Below are 20,510 nucleotides of genomic sequence, written 5' to 3'. Positions count from 1 at the left end.
CTTAAAGTTCTTGTGCTTCTAACCATTGCTTAAACCAACTCATTAATCCTAAACTGCTCAATGGGTGTCCAAAATAGTATCCCTGTGAAGCATAGGCTTTTAGACTTTTTACAAACTTTAGTTGATCGAGTGTTTCAACACCTTCAAAAATAACTTTCGTCTGTTGCTGGTTATGCATTTCAACCATGCCACCTACTAAACTACGTATATTATTTTGATTACTAAAGTCTGCAGTTAATGCAGGCGATACTTTAATATATTCCACCGCTAAACTAGGTAACTTAGAAAGTAATACAGGGTTATCACCTAAACCATCAACACACACTTTTAAACCTAAACTATTAAGCCTTGCAATCATGGCTCTGCCTTTATCATCTAAGCTAGTAAAAATATGTAGCGGACATTCTAAAATTAAATCACCAGGCCTGAGTTGATGCTCACCAATAACCCCATAAACAAAATCCACAAACTCTTCGTTGAGCATTTCCGGACCAAATAAATTAACACTTAAAGGTACCGACATTCCTTCCATACGAAGTGCCATGGCAAGCTCTCCAGCACGTTCAATAACAAAGGTAGCGAGTGAGTAACCAAGCCCTGCAATTCTAATATCATTGATAAATCGACTCGCCGACAAAGTCCCTTGAGTTGGATGCTGCCAACGTAATAGCAATTCTAAAAATTCGATTTGGCCATCACTATTTCGAATCACAGGTTGAAAAAACAGTTCAAACTCATCAGCAAAACTGATATTCGCCAGCTCAGTTAATCGCGCTTGCTGCTCTAAGTGCTCAACCGTCATCTGCTGATGATAAGCCACTATTTGTTTATCAGGTCGGCTATCAAGTGCCAAGTAAGCATGACTAATTAACTCATCAAAGCTACTGCTTTGCTGCTCACAATGTACATAACTGGCTCTTACTTTTACTTCAATCGTACAATTAGCTACATTGAATGGCTTTAAAGTCGCGCCAATAATTTGCTTTATAAGCTGTTGATGTAAATGATTATGGCTTTGTAAATCACAAATAAATGCAAAGTTTAACCCACCCAAATGCGCTAACTTAGCCTGCTCGTCAAGATAAAACACTTCATCACTATTTAATAAGTCTTTTATTCTATTTGCCGACTGAGACAAGAGTAAATCACCAAAATCTCGGCCAATGTGTTGATTAACCTGCGCAAAGCCCTCCAATCTTAAAACAATAAGTGCAGCTCTGAATGAATCTTCATTAATAAGCTCATTATATTTTTGACGTAACTGTTGTTTATCAGGGAAGCTAGTTAAAGGTGAGTTTTCAACATACACCTCAGGGTCGGTTTGCGGCTTTAAGGGTGGAGCAATCTGTGGTGCATTATCCATTGAAAAGCTACTGCTACTGAGCAGTAAAATTGGAATAAGTAACCACGCTAAATGTAGCGTAAAAAAGAGGTAACCAATAAATAATAAAGCAAGTAACCCTGTTGCACAGGCACTAACAAGTAATGGGAGTTTTTGCTTTAGTAAATTCGCTTGATATAAATGAAAACCAAACCCCAGAGCCAATAACACAACAAACCAAGGAATGGCAGTACTAACCATAGCTAAACCAATCAGCCCGGTGCATAAAAAGCTGAGCCTCATTACGTTACTTTTAACGGTTAACAATACAGCAACCATTGCCATTAAAAGCGCACCACTTAAAAATATAGCTAAATTACTGTAGCTCAATAACGTTCCATCCATAGCTGAGGTACTCACTGACATTAAATAAAACATGGGTTTAAGAGTTAAGTCTTATAATTAGCTAAGTTTACCCAATATCCATAAATTTAACAGTTTATTTACTCCAAACTGATAACTTAATTGTGCTGGATGCTCAATTTGCCAATGTGCTATATCAGCGCGAGCACCTACTTTTAATACGCCTCTATCAGTAAAACCAAGAGCCTGAGCTCCGTGTGCAGTGACTCCCGTTAATGCTTGCTCTGGAGTAAAATTAAATAATGTACAAGCCATATTCATCATTAATTGCAAAGAACATAACGGTGATGTGCCGGGGTTAAAATCACTGGCAATTGCGATGGGAACCTTGTATTTATTTAACAGTTCAATCGGAGGGTATTTCGTTTCTTTTAAAAAATAAAAAGCACCGGGCAGTAATACCGCCACAGTGCCTGCATTGGCCATAGCTTTAACACCTGTTTCATCGAGGTATTCTAAATGATCCGCTGACAAGCCATTATATTGCGCCACCAGCGAAGCGCCTTGTTGATTAGATAACTGCTCCGCATGGCACTTAATTGCTAACCCCAGTTTTTTAGCCGCATCGAATACTCGCTGCGTTTGCGCATAACTAAAGCCAATATCCTCACAAAATACGTCAACCGCATCCACTAAATCATGTTCGACAAGGGTGTTAAGCATTTCATTACACACTAAATCTATATAATCATCACTGCGATTTTTAAACTCTAAAGGTAATGCATGCGCGCCTAAAAAGGTGTTAATTATTTCAATTGGATGATGTTGGTTTAACAGCCTAGCCACCTCTAATATTTTTTTCTCATTTTCGATATCAAGCCCATACCCTGACTTAATTTCAACTGTAGTTACGCCTTCTGCTAACAGTGCATTTAAACGTTCTTTTGCGGCTACAAACAGTTGCTCATGTTCAGCTTCTCGGGTTGCTTTTACGGTACTTGCAATTCCGCCCCCTTGCGCAGCAATTTGCTGATAACTCACTCCCTGTAAACGCTGCTCAAACTCCTTTGCACGAGAACCGGCAAACACTAAGTGAGTATGACAATCAATTAAGCCAGGTGTTAACCACTGCCCTTTCACACTTAATATCGGAGTGGCTAACACATCAAAATCAGGTAACTCAGTTTGCTCACCTAGCCATACTATTTTGCCATTTTTAATTGCTAACGCCGCATTTTCTATCGCTCCATAAGGCGCATCAATATTGCTATCCATAGTGGCAATATTGGCATCGGTGAGCAGTAAATCGATATCATTTAATTGTTCTGTGGATTCTGTAGCTTGCATAAATTTCTCCGCGATAGTGTTCAAACGAGTTTAACAACACATCTTGTATATACAAGATGATTGTGCCATCTTACTAGGTATTGTTTATTTTTAATATACTAAAAGTATTTATGCCAACACCTAAGTTTACGCAAATAAAACAGTTTATTGTGGACAAAATACGCAGCGGACTTTGGCTTGAAAACCAACGCGTACCCTCAGAAAATGAACTAGCAAAACAGTTTACGGTAAGCAGAATGACCGCACGTCGAGCCCTCAGTGAGCTCACTGATGCGGGTATTTTAACTCGTAGCCAAGGGCTAGGCACGTTTGTAGCAAGCTTCAAATCACAGTCGTCATTACTTGAAATTAAAAACATCGCCAATGAAGTAAAAGAGCGAAACGGAAACTACAGCTGCACAGTGCAAGTATTGGAATCAATTAATGCTGTCGCGCCAATTGCAATTGCTTTAGGTGTGGAAGTAGATAGTGTGGTGTATCGCAGTGTCATTATTCATAACGAAAACGACAGTCCCTTACAAGTCGAAGAGCGCTTTGTAAATCCGCCCCTTGCAAAAGATTATTTACAACAAGATTTTACCGCCCTTACCCCACACGAATACTTATCAACAGTTGCCCCTTTAACACAAGCAAGGCACACGGTAGAGGCTATTACACCAAGCAGTGAAATGTGCCAATGGCTTAACTTATATAATGAAGAGCCCTGTTTACAAGTAATACGCCGTACTTGGTCGGTAAACGGAATTGTAAGCTTTGCACGACTTATATCGCCGGGCAGTAAGTATCGCTTAGGCGGACAATTAACATTTAAAAATAATAATAAAAGCGCATAACGCTTAACACTATTTAACAGGAGTGAAAAATGAATCATCGACTGGACACACAGCGCACAATACGCGCACAGCATGGTAATCAAATAACCACAAAAAGCTGGCAAACTGAAGCAGCTAAACGCATGCTAATGAATAATTTAGACCCTGATGTTGCCGAGCACCCTCAAGCTTTGGTGGTGTATGGCGGGATTGGCCGTGCTGCGCGTGACTGGCCAAGCTATGACAAAATAATTGAAACGCTTGAACGCCTAGAAGATGACGAAACCCTATTAGTGCAATCAGGTAAACCGGTGGGGGTATTTAAAACTCATAGCAACGCACCGCGGGTACTAATTGCAAATTCTAACCTTGTTCCGCATTGGGCTAACTGGGAACATTTTAACGAGTTAGATAAAAAAGGCTTGATGATGTACGGCCAAATGACCGCTGGCTCTTGGATTTATATTGGCTCTCAAGGCATAGTGCAAGGCACTTACGAAACCTTTGTAGCTATGGCAAAACAACACTTTTCAGGCGATGCCAAAGGTAAATGGGTGTTAACTGGTGGCCTCGGAGGAATGGGCGGTGCACAACCATTAGCTGCAACCATGGCAGGCTTTAGTGCCTTAGTGGTGGAATGTGATGAAAGCCGTATCGATTTTCGAATAAAAACAGGGTACGTCGACGTAAAAGCCACAGATCTTGAGCATGCATTAAAATTAATAACCGATGCCTGTGTAAAAGGTGAAGCGCTTTCTGTGGGTTTACTTGGTAACGCGGCTGATGTTTTTAGTACCTTAGTAAAAAGTGGTATTACTCCCGATATAGTCACCGATCAAACCTCAGCCCATGATCCGCTTAACGGCTACCTACCACAAGGTTGGAGTATGGAGCATGCAGCAAAAATGCGAATCGATAATCCACAAGCAGTTGTAAAAGCAGCCAAACAATCAATGGCAGTTCAAGTAACAGCGATGTTGGCACTACAAGATGCAGGCGCAGCAACTACCGACTATGGCAACAATATTCGTCAAATGGCGCTCGAAGAAGGCGTCACTAATGCATTTGATTTCCCTGGGTTTGTACCTGCTTATATTCGTCCATTATTTTGTGAAGGTATTGGTCCATTTAGATGGGTAGCACTCTCAGGCGATCCCGAAGATATTTACAAAACAGACGCAAAAGTAAAAGAACTAATCCCTGATGATAAGCATTTGCATAACTGGCTTGATATGGCGCGTGAGCGAATTCAATTTCAAGGCTTGCCTGCACGTATTTGTTGGGTTGGCTTAAAAGACCGCGCGCGTCTAGCGGTTGCCTTTAATGAAATGGTTAAAAACGGTGAGCTTAAAGCACCGGTGGTTATTGGCCGTGATCATCTTGACTCAGGCTCAGTTGCCAGTCCTAACCGTGAAACAGAAAGCATGCAAGATGGCTCCGATGCAGTCTCTGATTGGCCTTTATTGAATGCCCTGCTCAATACCGCTGGCGGTGCTACTTGGGTATCGCTTCACCATGGCGGTGGTGTAGGTATGGGCTTTAGTCAACATTCAGGTGTGGTTATTGTTGCCGATGGTACCGATGAAGCAGAGCAACGCCTTGCAAGAGTGCTGTGGAACGATCCTGCTACCGGTGTAATGCGCCATGCCGATGCCGGTTATGACATTGCAAAAAACTGTGCACAACAACAAAACCTAGACCTACCTATGCTTAACAAGGATAAGTCATGATTTCATACACTCTCACACCAGGTCAGCTTGAATTAAATACCTTAAGAAAAATTAATCAATCACCCATAAATTTAACTTTGGCAACTGAGGCCGCCACGCAAATAGCAGCCAGCGCACAAACCGTTCAAGACGTAATAAACGAGCAGCGTACTGTATATGGTATTAATACCGGCTTTGGTTTATTAGCCAATACTAAAATAGCGAATGATGAGCTAGAACTATTACAACGCAGTATTGTGCTTTCACACGCTGCGGGCATTGGCGAATTAATGGATGACAGCACGGTCAGATTAATGATCACCCTAAAAGTAAATTCTTTATCACGGGGTTATTCTGGTATTCGTTTAGCAGTAATTGAGTTTTTTATACAGCTACTTAAAAATGAAGTGTATCCATGCGTGCCTAAAAAAGGCTCAGTGGGCGCATCGGGCGATTTAGCCCCCCTTGCCCATATGTGCTTGCCTTTATTAGGTGAAGGGAAAATGCGCTATCAAGGAGAGCTAATAAGCGCAGAACAGGGGTTAAAAATTGCAGGGCTAGAGCCACTGACATTAGCTGCTAAAGAAGGCTTAGCACTATTAAATGGCACACAGGCCTCTACTGCATTTGCACTGCAGGGATTATTTAGAGCAGAAGATTTGTACGCACAAAGCTGTGTTATTGGCTCTATAAGTATTGAGGCCGCCATGGGCAGTCGCGCACCATTTGATGCACGTATTCATGAGGTTCGTGGTCAACAAGGGCAAATTGATACAGCGCAGGTATTTAGAGAGCTATTAAGCACCCACTCACAAATTAGTGACTCACATATTAATTGTGAAAAAGTACAAGACCCTTATTGCCTGCGCTGCCAACCGCAAGTACTTGGTGCGTGTTTAACCCAAATACGCCAGGCCGCCGAGGTATTACTGTGTGAGTCAAACGGGGTAACCGACAATCCACTCGTTTTTGCCGATGTAGGGGATATTATTTCAGGCGGAAACTTTCATGCTGAGCCCGTTGCTATGGCCGCTGATAATCTTGCGATTGCCATTGCCGAAATTGGCGCCTTAGCTGAGCGACGTATTGCCCTACTGATTGACTCTAATTTATCAAAATTGCCGCCATTTTTAGTTGAAAACGGTGGGGTAAATTCAGGATTTATGATTGCTCAAGTGACCGCAGCTGCGCTCGCCTCAGAGAACAAATCACTAGCACACCCGGCCTCGGTAGATAGCTTACCGACCTCAGCTAACCAAGAAGACCATGTCTCTATGGCAACCTTTGCCGCTAGGCGCTTAGTTGATATGGCTAATAATACGCAAGGCGTGTTAGCTATTGAATGGCTGAGTGCTTCTCAAGGGCTAGAATTTAGAGCGCCACTACATGCGTGTGAGCAGGTAGAAAATGCAAAAGCACTACTACGCCAACATGTTAGCTATTACGATAAAGACCGCTACTTTGCCCCCGATATTGAAGCGGCTAACACACTACTAAGTGAAGGTAAGTTGTGCGACTTTATAAAAAACTCGCCCTTACCTTCTTATTAAATAGCGTGAACTCTGGTTAAGAGATTTACTAACGTATTGAATCAATATGATATTTATGTTTATTTTCTCTAGCCAGAGATTTCCAGTGAAAACAAGGCGAAATTACGCGTCAATAGCTAGCCTATTGCAAGTAAATTCAACGCAGTTAGCACTGAAAATAGCTGCTTGAGATAGATTTATTATTCAGAGTTCAGGTTAAATACCATACTGATAACTAAAACCCAGCGCTTCTATCGCTGAGCCAATAACTTTGCGCTCAGCGACTTCATCACTACTAAAACTTGGCATTTGTGTGCCATACAGCTCACATTTTTGTGCATAATAATCTGCTTTGCTCGGGTGCGCAGGGTTAACTACATTATAAATGCTTTGCCCTTGTGACCAATTGTTAAGTACCGCATAAATGGCATTGATCACATCTTGTTGATGCACCATGTTCACCACTTGCTGACTAGAGGTGTTGAGTTCCTTACCCGCCACAAAACGACCCGGCTCTCGATTTGGCCCCAACAACCCGGCTAACCTAAGCACTTTACCTTGCTGCTCTAGCACTTGCTCTTCTGCATCATAGAGCTTTATTTGTCGTTCGTTAGTGCCTGATATATCGCTACTTTCACTATAAACTCCGGGCTCTTGATCATACACCCCAGTCGATGAGCACAATAAAAAACCTTTACAATTAAGCTTAGTTGCCAGCTTTAATCCCTGTTCCAGCACCTGTGCATAATCACTTTCGCTGTCACGACTGCGCGGCGGTATAGCACACACCCAATACGCATTTTGTAAATCCACTTGGTGCTGCAGCTCGCCGTTTTGTAAAACAAACTGACGCTCAAAATCAAATTGATGGGTGTCACTACGATGAGTCCCTTGCACTTGCCAACCTTGTTTTTGTGCATCAATACATAAGGCTTGGCCAAGCCAACCTGCGCCAAGAACTACTAAGTTATCTTTGTTGGTTTGCACTTTATTTACCCTTTATTAAAAGCATAATCACACTTATTAACGCGTTTTATAGCGATAAAAAACAAAATATGATTAGATATACGATACTAAAAATAATAACAATACGTACACTTATGCTGAATAATCTCTCTTTACGAAAAAAAATATTATTACTAATTGGTGGTACGATTACCGTGCTGCTGATTCTCGCCTCCACATTTTTTATCAAACATATCGCCGACCTATCACGCGTTAATATTGAACGCGAAGCACAAAGTTACCTGCAAAGTGAGCAGTTATCAATGCAAGGTTACTTTGCTAGGTACGGAAAAGTGGTATCTACTTTTGTAAATAACCCACACTTAGTTAATTTTTTCGAGGCATGGGAACAACGTGATCAACCTGTGGCAAACGCTCCCGGTTACAGTGAAATAAATCAAGACTTTGTGCGCATTAGCGCCCATGATGAAAATATTCTCTCAGCATTTTTTGCCTCAGCAATTACAGGCGAATACTTTAAAGAAAACGAACGCACGTCGGATTATAACGGCCAACCTTATTACGCATATAAGCGTGGTTGGTGGCAAGAAGCCATGCAACTAAACAAACTATACGTAGGCCCTATTTCAGTTGATTTAACAACAGGCGATGCCTCAGCCGTAGTACAGCAACCTGTTTATAATGAGCAAAAAAAACTAATTGGTATTGGTGGCGTAGACCTGCAGTTAAATAAAATTAATGCCATGGTAGAAAGCATTCGCTTTAATAATCAAGGCTACGGCTTCTTATTAGACAGCAACCAAAAAGTGGTGCACCTTTCGAAAGCAACCAAACACAACTTGTCAATTACTGATGACGGCACTAAGAAAAAGCAAGGTTTAGATGGGCTAGAGCAACAGTTTGAAAACACTTCTGGCTTTGAGACACTTAATCAACAGATGCAAAAAAACCTACAAGGTAGTCACACGGTTACTTTTAAAGGAGAACAATACTATGTTGTTTATAGTCGCCTACAATTGGAGCAACCCTTCTTAGATTGGTATGTTGGGCTATTAATTCCAACAAGCTTAATTGAGGCCCCAGTAAACGATGCCGTTAAAAGCACCGTCACCACAGTAGTTATTATGTTGTTTATTGTGATTGTTATGATCATTTGGGCAACGCAGCTGATCTCTAAACCAATTGTAAAGCTAACGCATATTATGCGCGATATAGCCTCGGGTGATGGCGATTTAACCCAAAAAATTGATATCAATAGCCGTGATGAAGTCGGTCAATTAGCCAATCACATGAATACCTTTATTGATAAATTACGCTTGATGATGCGTCAAACCGCTACCCAAGCAGAGCAACTCAATGAGGCTGCCAATCAATTAAAAATAGTCTCTAGGAAAACCAACTCGGAAATTCAACAAGAGAAACAACAAGTAGATAGTGTCAGCGCCGCAGTAACCGAAATGGCCAGTACCGTGCTTGAAATTTCTCGCAATGCACAATATACCAATACCGCTGCCGAAGAAGTACAAATAATAACTACACAAGGTACCGAGCGTTCAACGCAGGCACAAGATGTAATGAGCGCATTGGCACTTCATATAGGGGAAGCATCTAAGGTTGTTACAGGTCTAGAACAAGAAAGTACCAACATTGGTGCACTCATTGATGTCATCAATTCTATTGCTGAGCAAACTAATCTTTTAGCCCTTAATGCTGCCATTGAAGCGGCTCGTGCAGGTGAGCATGGGCGAGGCTTTGCTGTAGTTGCTGATGAAGTACGCTCACTTGCAAGTCGTACTCAAGAGTCAACCGACGATATTCGTAATATGATTTCTCGTTTACAACAAATTGCGCAAAAGGCTGCCGTTATGATGCAGCAAGGGCAAGATCAAGCGCAAAGCTCTGTTACTCAAACCAAGGAAGTACTGGGCTCATTACAAAGCATCAAACAGTCGGTCACTAAAGTGCAAGATCAAAGCCATCAAATTGCCACCTCCACCGAGCAACAAACAGTCGTTGCAGAAGATATTAACACGAGCCTTACTGCTATTAATAACTTAGTTAATAGCACCGCTCACCATGCACACACTCTCGCCGATGAAGCACATGATTTAAGTGACTTAGCTGGGGCGCTCAATAAAACAGTTGCTCAATTTAAGCTTTAAAAATCGATGCCTGTAAACAAAGAATTTAAGGGTGAAATTTAAGCGTTTTACCCTTGTTTTTAATTTATTCAGCACCATATCCTTAGGGTCTGTTTATCTGCAGTTTTAATCAAATTTAGCAATAGAACACTATTTTTATGAGCACGATCTAATTTTTCTGTTTTAAATGAAGATCTTTTTCTTGAGGTAGTTTGATGTTTAGCAGAGTCTGGTATAGTAGCGCAGGTAATAAACAGTGCTTTTAAAGCAGCTTAATACAAAATTGCTAATTAATGTGTCCTAAAGGTTAATTCAAAGAATACATTAATTATCAATTGTAAAAAATGGGTTAGCCGATGCACGGCTAGCAAAAAAACACATTGTAACGGTTTTATCATGATATCTAATTTATTTACCAAGATTTTTGGTAGTCGCAATGACCGCACTATTAAAAACCTAAGAAAGACGGTCGCACTGATCAATGCACTTGAAACGCAACTAGAAGCGCTTTCAGATGAAGATTTAAAAGCTAAAACAGCTGAGTTTAGAGAACGTTACGATAACGGACAAAGCTTAGGCGACATTCTACCAGAAGCATTTGCTGTGGTACGTGAGGCGTCAAAGCGTGTAAACGGTATGCGTCACTTCGACGTGCAATTATTAGGTGGTATGGTTTTACAACAAGGCCGTATTGCAGAAATGCGTACTGGTGAAGGTAAAACCCTAACCGCGACACTTCCAGCATATTTAAATGGCTTAACAGGTAAAGGTGTTCATGTTATTACCGTGAATGACTACTTGGCCAAGCGTGATGCTGAAACCAACCGCCCTTTATTTGAATTTTTAGGCTTAACCGTTGGTTGTAATGTTCCGGGCATGATGCCGCAGCAGAAAAAACAAGCTTATGAAGCCGACATCACATACGGTACCAACAACGAATTTGGTTTTGACTACCTACGTGACAACATGGCATTTAGCATTGATGAACGCGTACAACGCCCATTATTCTATGCCGTAGTGGATGAAGTGGATTCAATCCTAATTGATGAAGCGCGAACGCCGCTTATTATTTCTGGCCCAGCTGAAGACAGCTCAGAGCTTTACACTGAAATAAATACCATTGTTCCTTTACTTGAACTACAAGAAAAAGAAGATGAGGAAGGGATTGAAGGTGATGGCGATTTCACTATCGATGAAAAATCTAAGCAAGTTCACCTAACTGAGCGTGGGCAAATAAAAGTTGAAGAGCTACTTACAGAGCGCGGCTTAATTGAAGAAGGTGATTCACTGTACTCAGCAGCGAGCATCACGCTACTCAGTCACGTTTATGCAGCTCTTCGTGCGCACAAGCTTTACCAAAAAGATGTTGACTACGTTATTAAAGAAAACGAAGTTATCATTATTGATGAGCACACAGGTCGCTCTATGGAAGGACGCCGTTGGTCAGAAGGTTTACACCAAGCTGTAGAAGCAAAAGAAGGTGTGAAAATTCAAAACGAGAACCAAACGTTAGCTTCTATTACGTTCCAAAATTACTTCCGCTTGTACGAAACGCTAGCAGGTATGACAGGCACAGCCGATACAGAAGCGTTTGAGTTTCAGTCTATCTACGGTTTAGACACAGTTGTTATGCCAACCAATAAGCCAATGATCCGTGATGATCGCGCTGATTTAGTTTACTTAACGCAAGAAGAGAAGTACGAAGCCATTTTAGCAGATATTAAAGACTGTCAAGAACGTGGTCAGCCGGTACTTGTTGGTACTATCTCAATTGAAAGTTCTGAGTACTTATCGCAGTTTTTACGTAAAGAAAAAATTAAGCACAATGTACTGAACGCTAAATTCCACGCACAAGAAGCTGACATTGTTTCTGATGCGGGCTTACCAGGGACTGTTACCATTGCCACTAACATGGCCGGTCGTGGTACCGATATCGTACTGGGTGGTAACTGGAACAGCGAAGTTGAAAAGCTTGAAAACCCAACGGCCGATCAAATTGCTGAAATTAAGGCGGCATGGAAGATTCGCCATGACGCAGTAATTGATGCCGGCGGTTTACATATTATTGGTACAGAGCGCCATGAGTCACGTCGTATTGATAACCAATTACGTGGTCGTTCTGGCCGTCAAGGTGATGCTGGTTCAAGCCGTTTCTACCTATCGATGGATGATGCGCTGATGCGTATTTTTGCTGGTGAGCGCATGACTAACATGATGCGTAAACTAGGTATGCAACGTGGCGAAGCCATTGAACACCCATGGGTTAACCGCGCAATCGAAAACGCTCAGCGTAAAGTAGAAGCACGTAACTTTGATGTGCGTAAACAGCTACTTGAGTACGATGATGTAGCAAACGACCAACGTCGTGTTGTTTACTCTCAACGTAATGAATTGCTGGAAGAGGGTGATATTTCAGAAACGATTACTGCTATCCGTGGTGATGTGCTCGCTGGTGTAATTGATCAATACATTGCCCCACAAAGCTTAGCTGAGATGTGGGATATATCAGGGCTTGAAGAACGTTTAAAGCAAGATTTCTTAATTGAGTTACCAATTACTCAGTGGTTAGCTGATGACAATAAGCTATACGAAGAAAAACTTCGTGAGCGTATTGAAGAAGCGGTTGAACAAGCCTACAAGCAAAAAGAAGAAATGGTCGGCGACTCTGTACTGCGTCAGTTTGAAAAAGCAATTATGCTTCAAAGTCTTGACCAACATTGGAAAGATCACCTTGCTGCAATGGATCACTTACGCCAAGGTATTCACTTACGTGGTTATGCACAAAAGAATCCTAAGCAAGAATACAAACGTGAGTCGTTTGAATTGTTCTCTGAAATGCTAGAAAACTTAAAAGTTGATGTCGTTGGTATTTTAAGTAAAGTGCAAGTTCGCGCTGAAGAAGATGTTGAAAAAGTAGAAGAGCAACACCGTAAAAGTGAAAATGCCCCTCGCGAATATCAACATGAAGAAGCAGAACACGTAGGTGGTGAAGCACCACAAAGCGCTCAGGTTATGGCGCGTAGCGAGCCAAAAGTTGGCCGTAACGATCCATGTCCATGTGGTTCAGGTCAAAAATACAAACAATGTTGTGGTAAATTAAAATAACACCACTTTGTTACGTTAGATAAAAAGCGACGCTTGCGTCGCTTTTTTTATGCTATTTAAGGGAGAGGTAATGACTAAAGTAATCATCAATGTTGCTGTGGGTGTAATTAAAAAAAATAACAATTTGTTTATTTGTAAACGTGCAGATGAGCAACATCAAGGTGGATTATGGGAATTTCCTGGTGGCAAAGTTGAAGCCGGAGAAACCGTGTTTCAAGCCCTAAAACGTGAACTGCTAGAAGAAGTAGGGCTGACTATTCATAGTTCAAGCGAACTTATCACTATAGAGCATGACTATGGCGATAAATGCGTACGACTTAATGTGCATGTGGTCAGTAACTTTAATGGCCAAGCCCATGGCGCAGAAGGGCAACCAAGCGAATGGGTAGGCATTGACGAACTTGATAACTATGATTTTCCTGCTGCCAATGTTGAGATTATCAGCGCCATAAAAACGAAATATAGCTAGTAAAAGTAACTAAAAAGCCAGTGAGCATCATGCTCACTGGCTTTTAATTTTGCGATTAATGGGTCTAAGCTAATTTCAGCTCAAATTACCAAATTTTTACACGATCTTCCGGCTTGATATACATTTTATCGCCCTCTTTCACATCAAACGCTTGGTAAAATTCTGGCATGTTCGACAAAATACCAATCACGCGATAATGACTCGGTGAATGTGAATCGGTCATTAAACGATTACGCAATGCTTCATCACGGTATTTACGACGCCAAATTTGCGACCAGCCCATAAAGAAGCGTTGATCGCCCGTATAGCCTTCAATAATGGGCGCTTTAGAATCACCCAGCGATAGCTGATACGCTTTATAAGCGACGGTTAAGCCGCCCAAGTCACCAATGTTTTCACCCAATGTCAGCTCACCATTAACGCTGGCATCTTCAAACGGTTTATACTGATTATACTGCGCAACTAAGGCAGCACTTCGCTGTTCAAACTGCTTAAGGTCTGACTCGCTCCACCAATTACGTAAATTGCCATCACCGTCGTATTTTGCACCTTGATCATCAAAGCCATGGCCTAACTCATGGCCAATAACTGCACCAATAGCACCATAGTTAACCGCATCATCCGCTTCTAAATTAAAGAAAGGAGGCTGCAAAATCGCCGCAGGGAATACTATTTCGTTATTCACTGGGTTGTAGTAAGCATTCACTGTTTGTGGCGTCATATGCCACTCAGAGCGATCAACTGGCTTACCTAATTTAGCAATCATATCTGCATAAGCCCATTCACTGTAGCGAATATAGTTACCTACCAGTTCATCAGGGTTAATCGCTAAATCTGAGTAATCTTTCCATTTATCTGGGTAACCAATTTTAGGGGTAAACTTATTAAGCTTTTCTTGTGCCGCCACTTTTGTTTCAGGGCTCATCCATTCAAGGTTGTCAATTGCCACTGAATAACCTTTGATTACGTTATCAACTAACTCTTCCATACGCGCTTTGGCTTCTGGTGGGAAGTTTTCTTTAACATACACTTTGCCTAAAATTTCACCCAGCACACTGTTTGATGCATCAACAGCTTGCTTCCAAAGTGGTGCTTGTTCTTCAACACCGCGCAAGGTAGTGCTATAAAAATTAAACTTCAAGTCTACTAAATCTTTATTAAGCAACTGCGCGTAATTACTAACAAAATGGAATTTTAAATAATTTTGCCACACAGTTAAGTCGGTATTTTTGAAAATAGCTGCAAACGCTTCAAAGTAACTTGGTTGGCGCACAATCAACTCTTGAGCATCAACACCGACCGCTTCAAAATAAGCGCTTAAATCAAACTCACCCATTAACTCGTTAGCTTCAGCTACCGTCATTTTATTATATGACTTAGTTGCATCGCGGCTTTGTACTCGACTCCACTGCGCTTGGGCAATAGTTTTCTCAAGCTCTATAATCGCATTAGCGGCATTTTCAGCGCTTGTAACACCCGCCTTTGCTAAAATGTCACCAATATAAGTTTGATACGCAGCACGAATTTTTGTGAATTTTTCATCATCTTTTAAGTAATAATCGCGATCCGGTAACCCTAAGCCAGCTTGGTACGCATATAAAGCATTTTCACTAGAGTTTTTAGCATCATTATTTACATACCAACCAAACGGTAAGTCCCCGCCTTTTACTTGTAACTGAGCCATTAACGTCACTAAGTCAGCTTTATTAGTCACTTTATCAATGTCCGACAATGACTCTTTAAGCGGAGTAATACCAAGCTCTTCACGCGCATTTTTGGCCATATAACTGGTATAAAAAGCCCCCAACTTATACTCATCGCTGCCCACTTCTGCATCAGCATTAGTCGCAGCGCGCTCAAGTACCGTCTTCATTGCTTTTTGTGATTCATCATATAACTGAGAGAAGGATCCATAGTTAGACTTATCACCTGGAATTTCGGTTTTTGCTAACCATTGACCATTAACATGATAATAAAAATCATCCTGTGCACGAACACTTTCATCCATATTTTGTAAATCAACACCTAGCGCACCTGAGGTTGCAACAGGTGCAGTCACTGTTGTTGCTTCTGCTTTCATTTGTTGTGGCTTTTCACCGCAGCCAACTAAACCTAACGCCAGTGCTATACTAGCGGCAGTTATGGTTATTTTTTGCATAAGGATCCCGTATATTAATTAATATAAATACGCATTTCATTAAGCTTTATGGGATACATGTAACTTAATAAAATACGTATTGCGAGCACCTTAAATAAAGGCACTGATCCAGCATCATAAACCTGATTTAAATAACAATAAAATCGAATATGTAACAAAGTATTTTACGCTTCTTCAGAGCGAGAAAAGGAGTTTAGGGTCTGTTGACCTTTGTGGATTGAAATTTGTTCAAACTAGGAGCGGTTTAATCGCGGCGCGAGGTTTGTAACCTAGTGGGCTAAGTCAAAACCGAGCAACAAAGAGTAAATCGCCCCTAGGCAGAACCCTTCGGGCAGCGCCTGTTTGGTATTGATGCTGCGTTATCGCCTATTTATGGGGAATACACCACATAGGCTCTGCCTTGCCTTAAAACCAAACAGACTGCTGCAAATTTAATCTTAAAAGGTCAACAGACCCTAGTGCGAGGGCTAGCTAGGGCTTATTTTTACCGTGCAAAGCCAAGCGCTGAAGCTTTTCTTTTAATGACGGAGGCGCAGAATCGGCGATAGCATTTAAATAATCAGCCGTTTGTTCACTCATTGTAAGGGAGTTCGTTGGTTTGCCATCAACCGCTTTAGGTCGGGTGCTTAATCGTTGAGTTGCTTGTGGATTGGCGGTAATTTTTATTTGCCCAAGCTCTGCCATACCAGCTGCTCTAAAATGAGACTGCATATCCATTTTTAAATAGTTAAGTCGAAGTGCAATAGGAGCAGAAACAGCCTCGATCATCAGCGTACCATCACGATAATTACTTACTCGGCATTTATCGCCTAGCTTAGGGCCTAAGAAATCGCGTAACAACTGTTGCTGTGTATCCAGTGCTTGGCTTTTTCCCGCATAGGCTGCTAAACGGTTGTTCAGCCCGGCCATAATGTCGGTAAATGGTTTTGGCGCATATCTATCTTTAGCCATATCACACCTTAAAAACATCAAAAGAAAGTTTGCTTAAATTAAGCTTAATTTAAGCAAACAAAGTGGGGTTATACCAATTCGCTGAATTAAGTACTATTGCAGTTCGGTATTAAGCACCCGCGACCTGCATTTGTTCAATCAGTACCGAGCCCGTTTGAATACCACCACGTCGCTCTATATCGCCACCAATGGCTGAAATACCTTTAAACATATCTTTTAAATTTCCAGCAATGGTAATTTCACTTACTGGGTACTGTATTTCACCATTTTCAACCCAAAAACCCGCAGCACCGCGAGAGTAGTCACCGGTCACGGTATTTACACCCTGCCCCATAAGTTCAGTGACTAATAAACCTGTGCCCATGGTTTTTAATAGTGCGGCTAAATCTTGATGGGTTTGTTCAACTAACCAGTTGTGGATACCACCGGCATGACCTGTTGGCGTCATATTCATTTTACGCGCTGCGTAGCTCACTAGTAAATACGTTTGCAACTCACCACCGTGTATTATTTCTCTGTCGAGGGTTTTAACCCCTTCACTATCAAATGGTGATGATGCTAACCCTTTTAGTAGGTGTGGACGCTCTGAAATATTAACGGTTTTGCTAAAAACTTGCGTACCTAAGCTGTCCAGTAAAAAGCTGGATTTACGGTACAGTGCGCCACCACCAATCGCTGACACTAAATGACCAAATAATGAGTTAGCAATATCGGCTCTAAAAATAACCGGTACTTTCATAGTACCTAGTTTTTGGCTGTTTAGTTTTGCTAGGGTTTCTGCCGCGGCTTCAAGCCCAACACTTGCAGCGTCTTTTAGTCCTGCTTGATCGCGGGAAATCGTATAGGCTGAGTCGCGCTGCATATGCTCGCCCTCTTTGCCTATTACCATAGTGCTTATGCTATGACGTGTACGCGGATAACCGGCGATTAAACCATGACTATTACCATACACGCGCAGCCCTTGGTGCGAAGAAAAGCTAGCACCATCAGAGTTCACAATTCGCTCATCCGCATTTAATGCGGCTTGCTCTGCAGCATGACATAAGTCGATTCCTTGCTCAGGGCTTACATCCCAAGGGTGAAATAAGTCTAAATCTTTAGGCGAAAACTCAAGTAATTCTTTATCAGCAATACCATTACACGGATCATCTGAGGTGAATTTAGCAATATCTATGGCTTTTTCGACCACAGATCGCAATGTTTTTGGATTTAAGTCAGCCGTTGAAGCAGAGCCTTTGTTATTACCAACATACACACTAATTCCTAAACCTCCGTCTTGGTTAAACTCAATGGTTTCTACTTCGCCCATGCGCGTACTTACCGATAGTCCTGAAGTGCTCGACATAGCAGCTTCTGCAGCGGTAGCGCCTAGCTTTTTAGCGTGTTCAAGTACTTCTGAAACGGCGTCTTTTACTTGAGAAATTTGCGAATAAATTGGATCTTGGTGTTGGCTTTTCATAAATTCTGTCCTGAGCCCTGAAGGCCATGTTGCACACATTTTTTATATTTAAATGCTAACACACTCACTGCACCACATCAGCTAATATTAATCACTAAAAGAATCGCGTATAATAGATGAAGTTATTTTTATTTAAGAGCACCCCATGGCGAAAAAAAAAGGCAAGCCTGCTGAAATTGAAGAAGAAATTATATATGTATCAAAAAGTGAACTTAAGCGTGAAGCGCAAGAGTTTCATCAGTTAGGATCTGAAATTGCCAAAATGGGTAAAAAGCAGCGCGAACGCTTGCCGCTCAATGATGACTTAAAAGAAGCAATGGTAGTTGCCGATAAAATTAGTAACAAAAGTGATGCCTACCGCCGCCACTTAAATTACATTGCAAAAACGCTTCGTACCGTAGAAAACATTGAAGAAATTAAAGCGATCATTGATGTAATGCTTAATAAAAATAACCAAGCAGAGGTTATGATCAAAAAAATTGAGCAGCTGCGCAGTGATTTAATTGAGCAAGGCGATGACTTGATCAACGAAACCATTGAGCAATACCCTGCCCTAGAGCGCCAAAAAATGCGCCAAATGGTGCGAAATGCGGCTAAAGAAGTAAAAGCAGAAAAACCAGCCAAAGGCTACAAAGAGCTATTTCAGTATTTAAAAGACGCCATTATGTAACGCAGCTGCGTTACATACTAAAAAGGTGCTGCGGCACCTTTTTTTGTTGTAGATCAAAACCTCCTCCCCTTTCCTTTTTTACAATACGCAGCAACTTAAAAGATAAGGTGCGCGTGATGATTAAACTTCCTCAATGGGATCAAACTTTAATAAACAAATACAATGTATCGGGCCCGCGTTACACGTCTTACCCGACAGCACTTTCATTAGCTGACGGCTACCAGCAACAAGATTTGATCAGTGCTATTGAATCATCGCAAACCCGTACTTTGTCTTTGTATATTCACATCCCTTTTTGTAGCCAGCTTTGCTATTACTGTGGCTGTAATAAAGTTATTACTCGCCATCAATCTAAAGCTGATACCTACTTAGATTTTTTAGCTAAAGAAATCGCGGCACAAGCGCCGCTATTTCAAGACTATCGGGTCGAACAATTACATTTAGGTGGCGGTACTCCAACCTTTTTAACCGCAGCCCAAATGACTCGCTTAGTAAAGCTACTAGAGCAACACTTTAACTTTAGCGATACCTGTGAGCGCGGTATAGAAATAGACCCTCGCTCACTGGCTGACAATATGCTGATTGACTTAAGCGAAATGGGATTTAATCGTGTGTCGTTTGGTATTCAAGACTTTAATGATCAGGTTCAGCTAGCTGTTAACCGCCCTCAACATGTTGATGAGGTAAAGCAGTTAATTACCCAAGCAAAACAATTGGGTTTTAAATCAATTAATGCAGATATGATTTATGGGCTCCCACTGCAAACACCTGAAAGCTTTCAGCAAACTATTGAGCAACTGATTGCCTTAGACCCCGACCGTGTTTCAGTATTTAACTATGCTCATTTACCTGAGCGCTTTGCCGCTCAACGTAAAATAAAAGATGCTGATTTACCCAGTGCCCATAATAAGCTCACTATGTTCAAAAATACCCTAGAGCAAATGACACAGGCGGGCTATCAATTTATAGGTATGGATCACTTTGCAAAAGTTGATAATGAATTGGCTATTGCTCAAAATAGCGGCCAACTTCATCGTAACTTTCAAGGTTACACTACCCATGGAGAATGTGATTTACTAGGCTTAGGGGTCTCGTCAATATCGCAAATAGGCACAGCCATATTACAAAATAAAAAAGAGCTAAAACACTATTACCAAGCAGTCGACGAGCAAGCAGGCAGTGCCATTAATAAAGGGGTGCATTTAACACTAGATGACCTTATTCGTGCGGATGCAATTAAGCAGCTTATTTGCCAGTTTGAGCTTGATATGGGCCAATTTGCTAACCAACATAAGATAGACTTTAGCGATTACTTTAAAGATGCCTTAGAGGCGCTAGCACCATTAATTGCCGATGAGATGGTAACAATAGAAGATGACATCATTAAGGTGACGCCAAAAGGGAATTTATTTATTCGTATTATTTGTATGTGTTTTGATGCGCATTTACAAAAAACAACTGAATGCGACGCGCTTTTCACGGGGTTATATAATTTAAAACTAGCGAGCAT

At 41.4% G+C, this 20,510-nt stretch carries 13 protein-coding genes and 1 pseudogene; 8 read left to right on the top strand and 6 right to left on the bottom strand.

Going from position 1 to position 20,510, the window contains the following annotated elements; translation table 11 throughout:
• Nucleotide 1: 1 nt before the first annotated feature.
• Both P20439_RS07455 and hutI read right to left on the bottom strand, forming a co-directional pair.
• Nucleotides 2–1,726: a GGDEF domain-containing phosphodiesterase gene (locus P20439_RS07455; protein WP_036933174.1), complete on the bottom strand. Its 1,725-nt coding sequence runs from the start codon at nucleotides 1,724–1,726 to the stop codon at nucleotides 2–4.
• Between the two features lie 57 nt (nucleotides 1,727–1,783).
• Nucleotides 1,784–3,031, bottom strand: coding sequence for an imidazolonepropionase (gene hutI / locus P20439_RS07450; protein ID WP_008465756.1), 1,248 nt, complete (start codon nucleotides 3,029–3,031; stop codon nucleotides 1,784–1,786).
• A gap of 110 nt (nucleotides 3,032–3,141) precedes the next feature.
• On the opposite strand from hutI, the gene hutC reads away from it, so the two are divergent.
• The 3 genes from hutC to hutH are packed head-to-tail and all read left to right on the top strand — an operon-like array spanning nucleotide 3,142 to nucleotide 7,102.
• Complete coding sequence (gene hutC / locus P20439_RS07445; RefSeq protein ID WP_008465755.1) at nucleotides 3,142–3,864, top strand: histidine utilization repressor; 723 nt, start codon at nucleotides 3,142–3,144, stop codon at nucleotides 3,862–3,864.
• Nucleotides 3,865–3,893: 29 nt separating this feature from the next.
• Nucleotides 3,894–5,573: a urocanate hydratase gene (hutU, locus tag P20439_RS07440; protein ID WP_008114999.1), complete on the top strand. Its 1,680-nt coding sequence runs from the start codon at nucleotides 3,894–3,896 to the stop codon at nucleotides 5,571–5,573.
• A complete protein-coding gene (gene hutH, locus P20439_RS07435; RefSeq protein ID WP_008465753.1) occupies nucleotides 5,570–7,102 on the top strand; it encodes a histidine ammonia-lyase in 1,533 nt (510 codons plus the stop codon). Before hutU ends, hutH begins: the two co-directional genes overlap by 4 nt.
• Before the next feature lie 195 nt (nucleotides 7,103–7,297).
• On the opposite strand, the gene P20439_RS07430 is transcribed toward hutH, so the two are convergent.
• Nucleotides 7,298–8,068, bottom strand: a complete 771-nt coding sequence (locus tag P20439_RS07430; protein ID WP_008465751.1) for an NADP-binding protein — start codon at nucleotides 8,066–8,068, stop codon at nucleotides 7,298–7,300.
• A gap of 113 nt (nucleotides 8,069–8,181) precedes the next feature.
• On the opposite strand from P20439_RS07430, the gene P20439_RS07425 reads away from it, so the two are divergent.
• From P20439_RS07425 to mutT, 3 genes are all read left to right on the top strand, one after another.
• The gene (locus tag P20439_RS07425; RefSeq protein ID WP_008114995.1) at nucleotides 8,182–10,209 is read left to right on the top strand and encodes a methyl-accepting chemotaxis protein; all 2,028 of its coding nucleotides are present in this window, start codon (nucleotides 8,182–8,184) and stop codon (nucleotides 10,207–10,209) included.
• A gap of 375 nt (nucleotides 10,210–10,584) precedes the next feature.
• Nucleotides 10,585–13,293 (top strand): preprotein translocase subunit SecA, encoded by a 2,709-nt coding sequence (gene secA / locus P20439_RS07420; protein ID WP_008465749.1) that lies wholly within the window; start codon nucleotides 10,585–10,587, stop codon nucleotides 13,291–13,293.
• 70 nt (nucleotides 13,294–13,363) lie between these two features.
• Entirely contained in the window at nucleotides 13,364–13,762 is a 399-nt protein-coding gene (mutT, locus tag P20439_RS07415; protein ID WP_008465747.1) for an 8-oxo-dGTP diphosphatase MutT, read from the top strand.
• Between the two features lie 85 nt (nucleotides 13,763–13,847).
• Here mutT and P20439_RS07410 read toward each other — a convergent pair whose 3' ends face one another.
• From P20439_RS07410 to pmbA, 3 genes are all read right to left on the bottom strand, one after another.
• Entirely contained in the window at nucleotides 13,848–15,920 is a 2,073-nt protein-coding gene (locus P20439_RS07410) for a M13 family metallopeptidase (protein WP_008465746.1), read from the bottom strand.
• A gap of 471 nt (nucleotides 15,921–16,391) precedes the next feature.
• Nucleotides 16,392–16,871 carry a DUF721 domain-containing protein gene (locus tag P20439_RS07405; protein ID WP_008465744.1) on the bottom strand — a complete coding sequence of 160 codons (480 nt, stop codon included), beginning with the start codon at nucleotides 16,869–16,871 and terminating at the stop codon, nucleotides 16,392–16,394.
• 109 nt (nucleotides 16,872–16,980) lie between these two features.
• Nucleotides 16,981–18,330, bottom strand: a complete 1,350-nt coding sequence (gene pmbA / locus P20439_RS07400; protein ID WP_008465741.1) for a metalloprotease PmbA — start codon at nucleotides 18,328–18,330, stop codon at nucleotides 16,981–16,983.
• 145 nt (nucleotides 18,331–18,475) lie between these two features.
• On the opposite strand from pmbA, the gene yjgA reads away from it, so the two are divergent.
• Nucleotides 18,476–19,000 carry a ribosome biogenesis factor YjgA gene (gene yjgA, locus P20439_RS07395; RefSeq protein ID WP_008465739.1) on the top strand — a complete coding sequence of 175 codons (525 nt, stop codon included), beginning with the start codon at nucleotides 18,476–18,478 and terminating at the stop codon, nucleotides 18,998–19,000.
• Nucleotides 19,001–19,116: 116 nt separating this feature from the next.
• Nucleotides 19,117–20,497: pseudogene (gene hemN / locus P20439_RS07390) on the top strand (oxygen-independent coproporphyrinogen III oxidase).
• Nucleotides 20,498–20,510: the final 13 nt, after the last annotated feature.

The organism is Pseudoalteromonas sp. BSi20439 (assembly GCF_000241165.1).
Lineage (GTDB): Bacteria > Pseudomonadota > Gammaproteobacteria > Enterobacterales > Alteromonadaceae > Pseudoalteromonas.
The sequence above is the reverse complement of the archived record's forward strand: the minus strand, read 5'-3'. Positions and strand labels throughout refer to the sequence as shown.

What these genes read in the sequence shown, in the direction of transcription:
- yjgA (WP_008465739.1), top strand. Translation starts at nt 18,476, where the DNA reads ATGGCGAAAAAAAAAGGCAAGCCTGCTGAAATTGAAGAAGAAATTATA.
- hutU (WP_008114999.1), top strand. Translation starts at nt 3,894, where the DNA reads ATGAATCATCGACTGGACACACAGCGCACAATACGCGCACAGCATGGT.
- pmbA (WP_008465741.1), bottom strand. Translation starts at nt 18,330, where the DNA reads ATGAAAAGCCAACACCAAGATCCAATTTATTCGCAAATTTCTCAAGTA.
- secA (WP_008465749.1), top strand. Translation starts at nt 10,585, where the DNA reads ATGATATCTAATTTATTTACCAAGATTTTTGGTAGTCGCAATGACCGC.
- hutC (WP_008465755.1), top strand. Translation starts at nt 3,142, where the DNA reads ATGCCAACACCTAAGTTTACGCAAATAAAACAGTTTATTGTGGACAAA.
- P20439_RS07410 (WP_008465746.1), bottom strand. Translation starts at nt 15,920, where the DNA reads ATGCAAAAAATAACCATAACTGCCGCTAGTATAGCACTGGCGTTAGGT.
- P20439_RS07455 (WP_036933174.1), bottom strand. Translation starts at nt 1,726, where the DNA reads ATGGATGGAACGTTATTGAGCTACAGTAATTTAGCTATATTTTTAAGT.
- mutT (WP_008465747.1), top strand. Translation starts at nt 13,364, where the DNA reads ATGACTAAAGTAATCATCAATGTTGCTGTGGGTGTAATTAAAAAAAAT.
- hutI (WP_008465756.1), bottom strand. Translation starts at nt 3,031, where the DNA reads ATGCAAGCTACAGAATCCACAGAACAATTAAATGATATCGATTTACTG.
- P20439_RS07405 (WP_008465744.1), bottom strand. Translation starts at nt 16,871, where the DNA reads ATGGCTAAAGATAGATATGCGCCAAAACCATTTACCGACATTATGGCC.
- hutH (WP_008465753.1), top strand. Translation starts at nt 5,570, where the DNA reads ATGATTTCATACACTCTCACACCAGGTCAGCTTGAATTAAATACCTTA.
- P20439_RS07425 (WP_008114995.1), top strand. Translation starts at nt 8,182, where the DNA reads ATGCTGAATAATCTCTCTTTACGAAAAAAAATATTATTACTAATTGGT.